Source organism: Kordia sp., assembly GCF_022447245.1.
In the GTDB taxonomy this organism is placed as follows: Bacteria; Bacteroidota; Bacteroidia; order Flavobacteriales; family Flavobacteriaceae; genus Kordia.
This window is the reverse complement of sequence record NZ_JAKVBC010000032.1, coordinates 49,125-64,123: the sequence shown is the minus strand read 5'-3', so window position 1 is coordinate 64,123 and position 14,999 is coordinate 49,125. Positions and strand designations below refer to the sequence as shown.

General features: G+C 33.7%; 12 protein-coding genes and 1 pseudogene. 5 read left to right on the top strand and 8 right to left on the bottom strand.

Going from position 1 to position 14,999, the window contains the following annotated elements; all coding sequences use genetic code 11:
- Positions 1 to 255: 255 nt before the first annotated feature.
- The 6 genes from MK119_RS18715 to MK119_RS18690 all read right to left on the bottom strand — a co-directional run bounded on the left by MK119_RS18715 (position 256) and on the right by MK119_RS18690 (position 8,453).
- Positions 256 to 2,484, bottom strand: coding sequence for an NADP-dependent isocitrate dehydrogenase (locus MK119_RS18715; protein WP_290682022.1), 2,229 nt, complete (start codon positions 2,482 to 2,484; stop codon positions 256 to 258).
- Between the two features lie 745 nt (positions 2,485 to 3,229).
- Positions 3,230 to 3,583 carry a 50S ribosomal protein L19 gene (gene rplS, locus MK119_RS18710; RefSeq protein WP_290682019.1) on the bottom strand — a complete coding sequence of 118 codons (354 nt, stop codon included), beginning with the start codon at positions 3,581 to 3,583 and terminating at the stop codon, positions 3,230 to 3,232.
- A 325-nt stretch (positions 3,584 to 3,908) separates the two neighbouring features.
- Entirely contained in the window at positions 3,909 to 4,586 is a 678-nt protein-coding gene (gene trmD / locus MK119_RS18705) for a tRNA (guanosine(37)-N1)-methyltransferase TrmD (protein WP_290682016.1), read from the bottom strand.
- Positions 4,587 to 4,592: 6 nt separating this feature from the next.
- The gene (locus MK119_RS18700; RefSeq protein WP_290682013.1) at positions 4,593 to 5,192 is read right to left on the bottom strand and encodes a tRNA (guanine-N1)-methyltransferase; all 600 of its coding nucleotides are present in this window, start codon (positions 5,190 to 5,192) and stop codon (positions 4,593 to 4,595) included.
- Between the two features lie 125 nt (positions 5,193 to 5,317).
- The gene (locus MK119_RS18695; RefSeq protein ID WP_290682011.1) at positions 5,318 to 6,766 is read right to left on the bottom strand and encodes a glyceraldehyde-3-phosphate dehydrogenase; all 1,449 of its coding nucleotides are present in this window, start codon (positions 6,764 to 6,766) and stop codon (positions 5,318 to 5,320) included.
- Positions 6,767 to 7,025: 259 nt separating this feature from the next.
- Positions 7,026 to 8,453 carry a trypsin-like peptidase domain-containing protein gene (locus MK119_RS18690; RefSeq protein ID WP_290682008.1) on the bottom strand — a complete coding sequence of 476 codons (1,428 nt, stop codon included), beginning with the start codon at positions 8,451 to 8,453 and terminating at the stop codon, positions 7,026 to 7,028.
- Between the two features lie 272 nt (positions 8,454 to 8,725).
- Here MK119_RS18690 and dapF point away from each other — a divergent pair, with 272 nt between their 5' ends.
- The 5 genes from dapF (at position 8,726) to MK119_RS18665 (ending at position 12,255) form a co-directional block, all read left to right on the top strand.
- Entirely contained in the window at positions 8,726 to 9,505 is a 780-nt protein-coding gene (dapF, locus tag MK119_RS18685) for a diaminopimelate epimerase (RefSeq protein WP_290682005.1), read from the top strand.
- Entirely contained in the window at positions 9,499 to 10,020 is a 522-nt protein-coding gene (locus MK119_RS18680; protein ID WP_290682002.1) for a GNAT family N-acetyltransferase, read from the top strand. The genes dapF and MK119_RS18680 overlap by 7 nt, the downstream gene beginning before the upstream one ends.
- Positions 10,021 to 10,596 (top strand): endolytic transglycosylase MltG, encoded by a 576-nt coding sequence (locus MK119_RS18675; RefSeq protein ID WP_290681999.1) that lies wholly within the window; start codon positions 10,021 to 10,023, stop codon positions 10,594 to 10,596.
- Between the two features lie 3 nt (positions 10,597 to 10,599).
- The gene (locus MK119_RS18670) at positions 10,600 to 11,508 is read left to right on the top strand and encodes a DUF2279 domain-containing protein (protein ID WP_290681996.1); all 909 of its coding nucleotides are present in this window, start codon (positions 10,600 to 10,602) and stop codon (positions 11,506 to 11,508) included.
- A 108-nt stretch (positions 11,509 to 11,616) separates the two neighbouring features.
- Entirely contained in the window at positions 11,617 to 12,255 is a 639-nt protein-coding gene (locus MK119_RS18665; RefSeq protein WP_290681993.1) for a hypothetical protein, read from the top strand.
- Between the two features lie 597 nt (positions 12,256 to 12,852).
- Here the strand turns inward: MK119_RS18665 and MK119_RS18660 are convergent.
- Positions 12,853 to 13,566: pseudogene (locus MK119_RS18660) on the bottom strand (SAM-dependent methyltransferase).
- Positions 13,567 to 13,596: 30 nt separating this feature from the next.
- Positions 13,597 to 14,991 carry a PQQ-dependent sugar dehydrogenase gene (locus MK119_RS18655; protein ID WP_290681990.1) on the bottom strand — a complete coding sequence of 465 codons (1,395 nt, stop codon included), beginning with the start codon at positions 14,989 to 14,991 and terminating at the stop codon, positions 13,597 to 13,599.
- Positions 14,992 to 14,999: the final 8 nt, after the last annotated feature.

The following is a 14,999-nucleotide window of genomic DNA, read 5'->3' as shown; positions in this document are numbered from 1 at the left end:
CAAAGCATGCTTTGAAGATATTAAACTCTCCTATATTAATATCCTTTAACTAGTCCACTTTTATCTGAAAATTTACAACACATAATTTATAAAGGTTAAAAAAGGGGTAATTCGATAATCTTGGCAACTGATTACCCTTAAAGAGCATCTCGTTTAGAGGGGGCTTTTATAGTTAATATTCTCAATTAATAAATCATTAAGAAAAAAAAAGCTCCTTACGAATAAGAAGCTTTATATATAATATTTTGTATTTACTTAAGCAATCGAAGCTAAAATAGTATTGAATGTTTCACTTGGACGCATTGCTTTTGAAGTCAATTCGTCACTTGGCATATAATATCCGTCAATATCCATTGGAGCACCTTGTGCATCGTTTAGTTCCGTTACAATTTTTTCTTCGTTGTCAGCTAATTGTGCTGCAATAGGAGTGAAGCGTGCTTTTAACTCAGCATCTGTATCTTGCGCAGCCAATGCTTGTGCCCAATACAATGATAAGTAGAAGTGACTTCCTCTATTATCTAATTCGTTCACTTTACGAGAAGGAGATTTTTTATTCTCTAAAAACATATCAGTTGCATCATCTAATGTTTCTGACAAAACGATTGCTTTTGCATTGTCATAGTTAGAACCTAAATGTTCTAAAGAAACCGCTAATGCTAAGAATTCACCTAAAGAATCCCAACGTAAATGACCTTCTTCATTAAATTGTTGCACGTGTTTTGGAGCCGATCCACCAGCACCAGTTTCAAACAATCCTCCACCGTTCATTAATGGAACAATAGATAACATTTTAGCACTTGTTCCTAATTCTAAAATAGGGAATAAATCAGTTAAGTAATCACGTAATACGTTTCCAGTAACTGAGATGGTATTTTCTCCTTTTTTGATACGTTCTAGCGTGAATTGTGTAGCTTTTGCTAATGGAAGAATATGAATTTCTAATCCGTCAGTATTATAATCTTTTAAATATTCGTTTACTTTCTTGATCAATTCAGCATCATGTGCTCTTTCTAAATCTAACCAGAAAACTGCTGGCCAACCTGTAGCGGTTGCTCTACTTACAGCTAGTTTTACCCAGTCGCGAATTGGAGCGTCTTTTACTTGACACATTCTCCAAATATCTCCAGTCTCAACAGCATGCTCCGTTAATACATTTCCTTCAGCATCCACAACTCGTATAGTTCCATCAGTAGCAATTTCAAAAGTTTTGTCATGCGAACCATATTCTTCAGCTTTTTGAGCCATCAATCCAACATTAGGAACAGTTCCCATAGTTGTAGGATCAAAAGCACCATTTTCTTTACAGAAATCTATTGTAGCTTGGTATAAAGCGGCATAACTACTATCTGGAATTACAGCTTTTGTATCTTGTGTTTTTCCATCTGCATCCCACATTTGTCCAGAGTTACGAATCATTGCAGGCATAGAGGCATCAATAATTACATCACTAGGAACATGCAAGTTTGTAATTCCTTTATCAGAGTTTACCATCGCGATATCAGGACCATTTTCCATAGCAACTGCTATGTCACCTACGATTTCTTCTTTCTTTTCAGCTGATAACTCATCTAAATTATTCAATAAGTTTCCAAAACCATTATTTACATCAACTCCAATTTCTTCAAAAGTTGCTTGGTGTTTTTCAAACAAATCTGCAAAGTACACACGAACTGCATGTCCAAAAATGATTGGATCACTTACTTTCATCATCGTTGCTTTCATGTGAAGTGAGAATAAGATTCCTTTTTCTTTGGTATCAGCAATCTCTCTTTCTAGAAAGGCAAGCAATGCTTTTTTGCTCATTACTGTAGCATCCATTACTTCACCAGCTAATAATGCAATACCTTCTTTTAAAATTATTTTATTTCCACTAGCGTCTGTATGTTCAATAGTTACAGAAGTAGCATTTTCAACAGTCACTGACTTTTCATTAGAACGAAAATCACCAGCGCCCATCGTAGATACATGCGTCTTAGAGTCAGATGACCAAGTGCCCATGCTATGTGGATTTTTCTTTGCGTAATTTTTTACAGCTTTTGGCGCTCTACGATCTGAATTTCCTTCACGTAAAACAGGGTTTACAGCAGAACCTTTTACTTTGTTATATTTTGCAAGAATTGTTTTATCTTCTGCAGTTTCTGCTTCTTCTGGATAATCAGGAATCGCAAATCCTTTTGCTTTTAATACTGCAATAGTGGCTTTTAACTGAGGAACAGAAGCACTAATATTCGGTAATTTAATAATATTTGCTTCTGGTTGTTTAGCCAATTCTCCTAATTCAGCCAACGCATCGTTTACACGTTGTTCTGGAGTTAAGTACTCTGAGAAATTTGCTAAAACTCTTCCTGCTAAAGAAATATCTTTTGTTTCGATGTCAATACCAGACGGTGCAGTAAATGCTTTTACAATTGGTAATAATGAATGTGTTGCTAATGCTGGTGCTTCGTCAGTTTTTGTATAGATAATCTTTGTTGATTTTGCCATATGTATTGTAGATATAATTTTGGTATAAATTGGATGTAATTTTTACGAATGGCAAATATACAAAATGATAAGATATTTAGGTAATGATAACTAACCTAGTATGAGAAGTTAATGTTTATTTATAAAAGACAAAAGCCATATCATTGTAATTACTTACCTTGACATGGCTTTTTTGAAATGTGTTTTTACAAATGTTTTTACTAATTTCTCAGCTAATTCATTTTATAATACATCACTTCAGTTATGAAATAAGTCTCGTCGTTATTGGCGTTTTACCTTTTTGAAACTTACTTCTGCTGTTTTTTAATATACCTACTTGTACAGATCTACTTTAGTGATTTGTCCTTTTACATGATTTTTTGCTCTTTGCGGAATTCAATCTCATGTAACACTTTATTCGCATCTTAGCAATACCAATAAATTTCGGTGATATTCCTTAAGCCCATTATAGCAAGCTATATTGGAAATAGAATTTCATTTTCTTTGATGATCATTTGTACCCAAAAATCATTTCCAGAAAACCTATTAAAATAACAACTGATAGAACGTTCATTAGGATTTATAGAAAGTAGTTTACACCACTTTTTGTAAATTCTTTTATAAATGTAGTATAAGTTTTTTAAAAAGCAAGAAATATAAGGAGTTAGAAATCAACAAGATATAAACCGAAGTTGTTAACAATTGTTAATAACAAAAAAGTCCTGCAAATTTGCAAGACTTTTTAGTAATATATTTTTGAAAGGAATTACTTAATTCTTCTTTCTTTAATTCTAGCTTTCTTACCTGTAAGACCTCTAAAGTAGAAGATACGTGCTCTACGAACTTTACCTCTTTTGTTAACTTCGATTTTTTGAAGTGCTGGTAAATTTACTGGGAATATACGCTCAACTCCAACAGTTCCAGACATTTTTCTGATTGTAAATGTTTCTGATGATCCAGAACCTCTACGTTGAATTACAACTCCTCTAAAGAACTGAGTACGTGTCTTACTACCTTCTTTAATTTCGTAGTATACTGTAATTGTATCTCCTGCTCCGAACTCAGGAAATTCTTTTCTTGTTACAAATTCGTCTTGTACAAATTTAATTAAAGCTTCCATTTTAAACTTTTTATAAAGGTTGATTTGAACCAACATTCACGTCTATCGCCAGAGGTTAATCCAAAATTGAGTGCAAAAATAATCATTTTTTTTGAATCTCAAATACTAAATCTCAAATTTTAAATGTAAAAGTGTCTTTGTTGATTGTGAATTGCTTAGTGTAAGTCTCATGAAATAAAAAACAAATTAGTTAAGAAGTTTGGTCTTGGTAATCAAAAGAACACATTAACAGCCAACAGCCAACAGCCAACAGCCAAGAATCTAAAGCGAAGCGTCTCTAAAAATCTAAGAGCGCAAGCGATCTAAAAGCATTGCGTGTCTATGACTAGTCGTCCAACAAATCTGGTCGTAACTTCTTTGTACGTTCATAAGCCTGTTCTTCGCGCCAAGCTTCAATTTTTGGAAAATTACCAGATAGTAATACTTCAGGCACTTCCCAATCATTATATTTTGCAGGTCTTGTATATACAGGAGGAGCTAATAAATTATCTTGAAACGAATCGGTAAGGGCAGAAGTTTCATTACCCAATACACCTGGAATTAATCGTATGACTGAGTCACATAAAACCGCAGCTCCTAATTCACCTCCAGAAAGTACATAATCACCAATAGAAATTTCTCTCGTAATAAAATGATCGCGTACACGTTGGTCTACACCTTTATAATGTCCGCACAAAATAATAATGTTTCCTTTTAACGAAAGCTGATTGGCAATTCCTTGATTCAAGGTTTTTCCATCAGGCGTCATATAAATGACTTCATCGTATTCACGTTGCGATTTTAAATCTGTCAAACAACGATCTATTGGACCAACCATCATCACCATACCTGCACCGCCGCCAAACTGATAATCGTCTATTGACTTATAATTATCAGTAGCATAATCGCGTAAGTTGTGAAAATGAATTTCCACAATACCTTTATCAATAGCTCTTTTCAAGATAGAAGCTTCAAAAGGACTTTTCATTAAATCAGGAACTACAGAAATGATGTCAATACGCATGATGTATTAGTTTTTATTCTTATTGATTTCGTCTTGAAGCTTTCTACGTACTTGTTGCTCACGTTCCAAAGCACGTTTGCGATGTTCTTCAAATTCTTGTTCAGTTTCAGCCAGTTTCGCTTTTGCTTCTTTGGTAATAGCGTTGCTAGCTCTAAATCGGTACGTAAAAAATAACCATAATATAGCCAACACTCCAATAATTCCCCACATTAAGGATTGATAATTGCCTTTGCTAAATTGCAAACCTAGCAATGACATGCTATCTTTTTCGGTGTTTAAATCTTCAATTTTTTGATTTACGGTAGCCAAATCAGACTTTAATTTTTCAATTTCAGTTTGTTGTGTCGCTACTTTTGCTATTTCCGTAGATAAGTCTTTTTGAACTGCATTAATAGAATCTGCCACATTTCGTTGAAGTTTTTCAATCCAAACGCGTTTTACTACTTTGTAGTTTTGATATTTATTAGAGTTTTTTAAAATGAACTCAAATTGTTCTTTAATTGGTCCATCTTTTAATTGCAAATTTGCATTTTTGGCTACGTTTTGTGCGTTTACAAAAAGAGAAAAACATAGCGCAAGTACAGGGAGTAGGTGTTTCACTTTCATCGTCTTTTCATGTTTTTAATAAGAGTTGACAAATAAACGAAGATATTTTTATTTATTGTATGAATTTTAAGAATAAAAAAAGAGTCTCTAAAGTGAGACTCTTTTTACATGTATATTATTGTTTACTAGTAATAGGTAAAACGTCTTACTTTAGAAATGTATTTCGCTAATCGCATTACTTGATGAGAGTATCCATACTCATTATCATACCATACATATAAAATGATATTTTTTCCACCTTCGCGAACAATGGTTGCTTTGCTATCAAATATTGATGGAGCAGAAGAGCCTACGATATCAGAAGAAACTAATTCATCGTTCAATTCGTATTTAATTTGCTCAACTAAATCACCTTCTAAAGCATATTTCTTTAAAATTGTATTAACACCTTCTAAAGAAGTAGCATTGTCAATTTCTAAATTTAAAATTGCAAGTGAACCGTTTGGCACAGGAACACGAATAGCATTTGAAGTTAATTTTCCTTCCAATGATGGCAATGCTTTAGAAACTGCTTTTCCTGCTCCAGTTTCTGTAATCACCATATTTAACGCAGCAGCTCTACCACGACGGTATTTCTTGTGCATGTTATCTACCAAGTTTTGGTCATTGGTATATGCGTGAATTGTCTCTAAGTGTCCGTGACGTAATCCGAAAGAATCTTCAATCACTTTTAAAACTGGTGTAATTGCATTTGTTGTACAAGAAGCAGCAGACCAAACATTCACTTCATCAGGATTATGTTCTTTGTGGTTTACACCATATACAATATTAGGAACTCCTTTTCCAGGAGCTGTTAACAATACTTTATCAGCACCATTTGGTACTAAGTGTCTTTCCAAAGCTTCTTTATCTCTAAAAGCACCTGTGTTATCGATAATTAGTGCGTCATTAATTCCGTAGCTTGTATAGTCTATCTCTTCTGGTCCGTTTGCAGAAATAATATGAACTGTAGTTCCGTTAATAATTAACGCTGAATTTTCAACATCAATACCAACCGTACCAGGAAATTCCCCGTGAACAGAATCGTTACGTAACAACGAAGCTCTTTTTTCAAGAACTGTAGCGTCAACTTTACCACGTGTCACAATAGCACGTAAACGCAATTGATTTCCACGTCCAGTTCGTACCATTAATTCTCTAGCTAATAAACGTCCAATACGACCAAAACCATATAATACAACATCTTTTGGTGTAATTTCAGAAGATTTCTTAGCGTCTTTTAATTTGTCAACTACAAACGAAGTAGCGTCTGCATACTGATTGTCTTCTAAGTGATACTCATACGTTAATTTTCCTATATCAATTTTGGATGGCGGAAGATCAATCTTAGCAATCGCTTGTGCAATTTCTACAGTATCAAAAATTGAGATAGGTTTTTGTACAAATTGACCAGCATATTCGTGAAGATTTAAAATTTCACTAACATTTCTGTCAATTAGTTGATTTCTAAAAAGTACAAGTTCAATTGATTTATCATACCATAAATCGCTTACATTCTTGATGAATTCAACAGTAGCACGTCTTCTATCTGCTTGAAAAGTGAGTTCCTTTTCATAAATTTCATTAAAACTCATAGTCTTACGTTTGTGGAGTTGTGTTTAAAATTTTGCGCAAAAGTATACAATTTCAAACGTTTTCGTAAACAAAAGAAAAAGTTTTTTTAATATAGAATTTTAGCTACGTATTCGAGGCTAAGAAAACACGTCAAAAAAACTTTTATATTAAGGGGCAGAATCAGAAATACTTGATTTTGAAAGAATACGAAAGAAAACATAAAAAAAGCGAGGCACTTTAAAGGTGTCTCGCTTTTCAACTATATAGAGTTGGCACTTTTTATCGAAAGATAAAACGCTCGTATTGTCCTTTCGGATTTATGAATGCTAAGATGCGAACCTGATCTTCGCCGTATGAGTCGATAAAGTTTTGTAATCCTTGCGCAGATTGCACTTTTTTACCATTCACTTCTATTAAAATATATCCTGGCGTAATTCCTAGCTCTTGATATAATTGTTTGTTATTGTTATCGGTAACTTTTAAACCGTAATCTATTTCATATTTTGAAGCATCGTCTTTGCTTAAATTCTCTAGCTGCATATTCATCAGCTTTACAGAATTTGCTCGCTCTTCTTTTGTCAAAGTAACTGCCAATGTTTCGTAATCATCGTTTCGCATTACCGTAACATTTACAACATCTCCAGGGCGCTTAGAGCTTAAATACCCTGACAAGTCTGCAAAGTTTGAAATTTTAACTTCGTCTAACTTTTTAATAACATCGCCTTCTTGGATTCCAGCTTCCTCTGCTCCTGATTCGGCAAATACCTTGCCAACATAAAAACCTTCTGTTTCTGTGGTGCCAATTCTTTCAGCAACAACGGCATTCAATGATCCACCAGAAACACCGAGCAATCCTTTTTGTACATCGCCAAACTCTAATAAGTCGGCTACAATTTTTTGTGCAATATTACTTGGTACCGCAAACGAATATCCAATATAAGAACCTGTTTGTGAGGTGATAGCTGTATTAATTCCAATCAATTCACCATTTGTATTTACCAAAGCTCCACCAGAGTTTCCTGGATTTACAGCAGCATCTGTTTGTATAAATGATTGACTTAAATTATCTCCTTCATTTAAATCTCTTCCTTTGGCACTAATAATTCCTGCAGTTACAGTAGAGGTTAAATTAAAAGGATTCCCAACAGCTAAAACCCATTCTCCAATCTTGGCATTGTCAGAATTACCAAAAGAAATAAAAGGCAACTCTTCGTCTGCATCAATCTTTAATAAAGCAATATCCATATTAGGATCAGTTCCAATCAATTTTGCGACATAATTTTTATTGTTATTTAAAGTTACCTGAATTTCATTTGAACCTTTAATAACATGATTGTTTGTAACAATATGTCCATCTGGTGTAATAATTACTCCAGAACCAGTTCCTATTTGAGTTTCAGGTCTTCCCGTACCATTATATAAATCCCAAATGCTTCTTGGAGCAACTCTTGTTACTTTATTCTTTACGTGAACAACTGCATTTACAGTTTTTTCAGCGGCAACAGTAAAATCAATACCTGCCGTAGCTGCATTTGTAGTAGTTGTCTTTGTGGGACTATTTACAAAATTCGTTGGAATATAAGATGTTTGTTCAACAACAGAAGCTTGCTCAACTTTTTCAGGGGATTCTGAAAGAAATTTATAAGCTCCAATACTAATAACGCCTCCTAATGCAGAAACCAATAGTAAACTTGCAAATTTTTTCATATTTAGTTATTTTATTTATTGATTTTTATGAATAATTCTAATGTCTTTGTCTTCTTATAACACTTAAAATTACATATTTATTGTAGTCGCATTACAACTTTAACGACACTTTAACTCAATTTTAATAAGTCTGTTAAAATGGACTTAAAACGAATATAATTTACACTTTGTCGGATTCATACAGATTCCTGTAAAAATGTGATTTTCTAAAGCAATTTCGTTATAATTTCCTATCTTTTATTTTGTACTTTTGTTGCCATCAAAAGCAATACATGATACTATCTTTTTATAAATATCAAGGAACAGGAAATGATTTTGTTCTTGTTGATAATCGACAGGATATATTTCCCAAAAATGATACCAAACTTGTACACCATTTGTGCGAACGAAAATTTGGCGTTGGCGCTGATGGCTTAATCCTTTTGGAGAACGATGCAGATTGTGATTTTAAAATGGTATACTACAATTCGGATGGAAATGAAAGTACGATGTGTGGTAATGGTGGACGTTGTATTGTAGCTTTCGCGAATTTTCTTGGAGTCATTCAGCAAGAAACTACGTTTGTTGCTATTGATGGAAAGCATTATGCTACATTAGAAGATGATATTGTGCATTTGCAAATGCAAGACGTCACAATGATAGAAGATCATGAAAATCATGTGTTTTTAGATACTGGTTCGCCACATCACGTCACTTTCAAAGAAGGAATTGAACAATTTGATATTAAAAAAGAAGGAGCAACAATTCGTTATGGCGCGCCTTATTTTGAAGAAGGTAGCAATGTAAACTTTGTAAAAAAGATTTCAGATACCGAATTTAGAGTCCGAACCTACGAAAGAGGTGTGGAAGATGAAACACTTTCTTGTGGAACTGGTGTAACTGCAGTAGCTTTGGCAATGCATCATTTAAAAGAAACAACAGCAAACGAAGTACTTTTGCAAGTAGAAGGTGGTACATTAAAAGTATCATATGAATATGATTCAAATGCATACAAAAACATCTTTTTAAAAGGAAAAGCAACACAAGTATTTAAAGGAGAAATTTCATGCTAACACTTACAGGTGAAAAACTATATTTACGCGCATTAGAACCAGAAGATTTAGATTTTATCTATGAGATAGAAAATGATGAAACTATTTGGGAAATCAGTGCGACACAAACTCCATACTCACGATTCTTAATCAAACAGTATTTGGAAAATGCACATCAAGATATTTATGAAGCGAAACAATTACGCTTGGTGATGGTAAGTAATAAAAAGGAAAATATTGGTTTGATTGACCTTTTTGAATTTGACCCAAAAAATAAACGTGTCGGTGTTGGTTTATTGATTGCTAAAAAAGAATTTAGATACAAAGGATACGGAAAAGAAGCATTGCAATTAGTTTGTAACTATGCTTTCAAACATTTACATGTGCATCAACTCTATGCAAATATTGGAGAGAACAATGAAGCAAGTATTAAATTGTTTGAAAGTTTGGATTTTCAGCAAATTGGTGTCAAAAAAGATTGGACTTTTGTAAACGGCGAATTTAAAAACGAACTCCTTTATCAAAAACTTAACTAAATGTACATACGTAAAATATTGATTGGAATTTTGATTCTTGGAATCTTGGGAGGTTGCTATATTATGTACAACATTTCGCAAACCATATTTAAACCCATTACTGCGTTTAAAAATGAAGTAGCGTATATTTACATTCCTTCGGATGCAAATTTTGAATATGTTAAAAAAGATTTAGAACCTTTGTTAACTGATATAGATGCTTTTGAGACGCTAGCAGCAAAACTTGGATATAAAAAGCGAGTAAAAGGGGGAAAGTATATCATTCGAAAAGGAATGAACAGTAACGATATCGTAAAAACATTGTTAGATAAAAGTGTTTTGGTTGATGTCGTAATTCCTGATACAAATAAATCGTGGGAAAGGGCAGAAGAAATCTCCAAATATATTGAAGCTACAAAAAAAGAACTTTCAATAGTTTTGTCGAATTCAATGTTTCTAAAAAAACTTATACAAGAAAAAAAACTTGTCAACGGAGATATATACAAACCTGGAACCTATAAAATGCCTTGGAGTACCACTGCAGAAGCATTTAGAGACTTTATGATTAAGAATAGTCAACAACAAAATCAGCAATAGTTGATGAAACTACTTTTACGATTCCTCTTTTTAGTCTGTATCGCAAACACTGCGAGTGCACAACTAACACCGCCTAATTTTTGGGTAGCTTCTGATACTTTGCACAAACCAAGACGTAATTTTGTGGCTATTACAGAAGCTTCATTAGCAACAGTGACATTAATTGGGTTGGATAGAATTTGGTATGCAGATTTTCCGCGCTCTTCTTTTAAATTTATTAATGATAATAATGAGTGGTTGCAAATGGATAAAGCGGGACATGTCTTTACTTCTTATTATGTGGGAAACATTGGAGCTGAAGTACTCAGATGGAGTGGCGTTTCAAAGAAAAATCAATTAATTTTTGGAGCAACGCTCGGATTTAGCTTTTTAACGGCCGTAGAAGTCATGGATGGATATTCTGCTGAATGGGGAGGTTCTTGGGGCGATGTGCTTGCTAACGGACTCGGAACAGGCTTATACGTAGGGCAGGAGTTATTATGGAATGAGCAACGCATCAAACTAAAGTATTCTTTTCATCGAACACGATTTGCCGAATTAAGACCAAATAAGCTTGGAAGTGGTTTTTTAGAAGAAACTCTAAAAGATTATAATGGACAAACCTATTGGTTAAGTGCCAACGTACATTCCTTTTTTAAACAAAGTAAAATTCCCAAATGGTTCAATGTTGCTTTTGGGTATGGAGCAGATGGATTGGTAGCAGGAACTATGGAGACACAACGCGAGATTTTTCCAGAACTCAAACGTTTTCGGCAGTTTTATTTCAGTATTGACATTGATTTAACAAAAATACAGACAAAATCGAAGTTTCTTAATAGTATTTTTGACGTTATAAACTTCATCAAAATACCTGCTCCAACATTGGAAATCAATAGTTTAGGTGAGTTTAAGTTTCATTCAATCTATTTTTAATATAATTTTAACGAAATAATTTGGTTTTAAAAAAAAGAGTCTTATATTTGCACGCTGAAATTTTAAGCTTAATTCTCGAATTAGTAAGTCTTAAAGAAATCAAATTTTATGGGAAAAAGAGCAATAAAATTCTCAATTTTAATAGCTATTTTAACATTTGTAAGTTTCGGTTTCACTTCAAGAAAAGAAGCCAACGTTCTTAAAAATAATATTGAAAATCATAAAATGTCACCTGAACTGTTTACAGTAAACCCCATAGGTGACGACTACTTCGAGGAAGCGCCAATTCCGTTTACAGGACAAAGATATTTGGGCTTTAAAGAAGCAGTAGCATTTAAAGAATCTCAGGGAAATTACTTTGTGGTAAATACCTTAGGTTATCTCGGAAAGTACCAATTTGGAAAAGGAACATTAGAACTTATCGGAATTTATAATCCGCAAGCATTCTTAAAAGATCCAAAGTTACAAGAGAGAGCCTTTGAAGCCAACGCCTCAAGGAATAAGTGGATTCTTAGAAGAGACATTCAACGCTCAGTAGGTAAGCGAATCAACGGTGTAGTTGTAACAGAGTCAGGAATTTTGGCTGCGGCACACTTAGCAGGACCTGGAAGTGTAAAGAAGTATTTAAGAAGTGGAGGAAAACATGGATTTTCTGATGCTTATGGTACAACTGTGAAATATTATATGAAGCGATTTGCTGGATATGATGTTTCATCAATTAAAGCCAACAAGAAAGCAAGAGTATAAGTTTGGTTGGTTGTACTCAAATTTGGTTAACATTATAGATAAAAAACCTCAGTATAATTATATGCTGAGGTTTTTTTATTTTATATAATTAAGTTAAAATTTATCTGATAATCTGAATTAAATAATCTAAGAGACTTTTAAAGTTTTTTAGTTTTAAAAATAATTCAAGATACAGTATTCGTAGTCTAATATTTTAAAGTACTTCTCGATACATTTTTTCCTCATTTTATTTCGAAAAACCACTCGAAGTGATGATTTGAGGTTTTTAAAGTTTGTAGGTCAAGTTTTAGGAGTAATTCAAAATGGCATAAGAATCACATTCTAATTGGGAGAATTAGCATTAAAAACAAGAAGAATCTGAAAGTAAAACAAGTCTGTTAATCTAAAACCTAAAGTTTTAAAATCGAACTTTTTGATAGAAGATTTGAAAGCAATTAGTTTGTTTATAACATCTTAAAAGTCACTACAAAGAAAATGCTATTATTAAAGAACTAGATTGCCACGGAGCTATGCTTATCGCAAAGACATATCTAAAATAGAGTAGCGTAAGCGATTTAAAAGTCTAAAGCATCAGTGAGTTTAACAAGTCTAACCAATCTACTTATCTATCACAAACATGGTTGGTCGCTTGTGTAAATTCACAGAAGTCTTTTTCCATTCGTTAATAGTCAGCGTTCGAATATATTCGGTAGCAAGTGTAATATCTCAAGCAACACATAAGCGTGTATTTGCAGAAAGTGTACTTATTAAATCTGCTAATAATTTATCGTTTCGGTACGGTGTTTCTATAAATGCTTGTGATTGTTGAAGATCAATAGCGCGTTTTTCCAATTGTTTGATAGCGCGTTTACGTTCGTCTTTATCAATTGGTAAATATCCATTAAATGCAAAATTCTGTCCATTCATTCCTGATGCCATCATTGCCATTAAAATAGAAGATGGTCCAACAAGTGGAACAACGCGAATTCCTTTTTCATGTGCAATTTTTACAATTTCCGAGCCCGGATCAGCAACACCAGGACAGCCAGCTTCAGAAAGCAATCCTACATTTTTTCCTTGATAAATAGCTTCTAAAAAGGCAGGTAACTCTTGGTCTTGTGTATATTTATTCAATACATGCAATTCCAATAAAGGTTGCACTTTTTTTGGGGTGATCTTTTTTATGAATCGACGTGCAGTTTTTTCGTTCTCAACAATAAAATGATTCGTAGCTTCAATGATTTTCTTTACGGACAACGGCAATACTTCCAAAGGTTCGTTATCACCTAAAGTAGTTGGAATCAAATATAAAATTCCGTTTGGTACTTGCATAGATTTGGAGTTTGATTATTACAAATAAAACTAATTTTTAACTAATTTATGATACGAAACGTTGCCATTATTTGAAATTAATTGTACAATGTAGATTCCATCTGTAAGTTGTTCTGTCGTAATATTTTGATTTTCAGTTGTAATTTTTGTGGTAGAAATCAATTTTCCGTTAAACGAAAATATTGCTATTTCTTTGAGTGCTAAAGCTCTATTTTGATTGTTAATCTGGAAATAGTCTTTCGCAGGATTTGGATACAATTGAAAGTTGTTTGTAAGTGAATTTTCAGGAACGCTTAAAGTTGGGTCAAATACTTTATAGATTGTTCCATTGCTCAATCCAGCTGCATATAATTCTTTATTCACATCTTCTCCAAACGTGGAAATGTTAGGAGAAAAACCAGAATTTGTCATAGTTAAGTTCCAGGTGTTCCCTAGAGTAGGTTCTAACAGACCAAGTTCGTTGCTGCAATAATCTGCAAAAACGTACCATCCTTGTATATTTGGAAACATGCTTCCTCTGTAAATATAGCCGCCAGTAATAGAACATCGAAACGGACTTCCTCCGTAATTGTATTCTGCTACAGGAAAAGTGGTAGTGGCTGCTACTGGACAACCAGAGGTGTTAAATGTGGCGTTTCCTTCATAGCATCTCCAGCCAAAATTATAACCTGTATTTACAATAGGGACATTGTTAATCTCTTCTCGATTGTTTTGTCCTACATCGCCAATCCATAATTCGCCATTATCGCTATCAAAAGAGATTTTCCAAGGGTTTCGTAATCCATAAGACCAAATTTCATCCAATCCAGCAGGATTTCCCACAAAAGGATTCGTTGAAGGAACTGTATATCCAGTAGTGCTGCTCACATCAATTCGCAAAATTTTTCCTAAGTGCGATTGTAAATTTTGTGCATAATTATCAGGATCGCCACCACTTCCGCCATCACCTAAAGCAATATATAAATATCCGTCGGTTCCAAAAGCTAAAGAACCTCCGTTATGATTGGTGTATGGTTGAGAAACGGTCAATAGAATTTCTTCAGAAGTGTCATCGGCAATATCTGGATTTGCTGAAGTTGTGAATCTTGCAATAACGGTATCGCCGCTATTGTTGATATAATTTACATAAAAGCGATTGTTTGTAGTGTAATTTGGATCAAAAGCTAAACCAAGTAAGCCTTGTTCATTACTAGTAGAGCGAACACGTGTGTCAATATCTAAAAAAGGTGTGGCATTTGTGTTTCCTTGATCGTCCAAAATTTTGATCACACCATCTTGCTCCACAATAAATAGTCGAGAGTCGTTTGCGTGTTTGATGTCTACGGGTCGTGAAAAGCCAGTGGCAAATGGGGTTATAGCGATCCCTTGAGCAGATAATAGCATAGGGAATAGTATCCCTAGTAATAGGTGTAATTTCTTTTTCATAGGTTGTG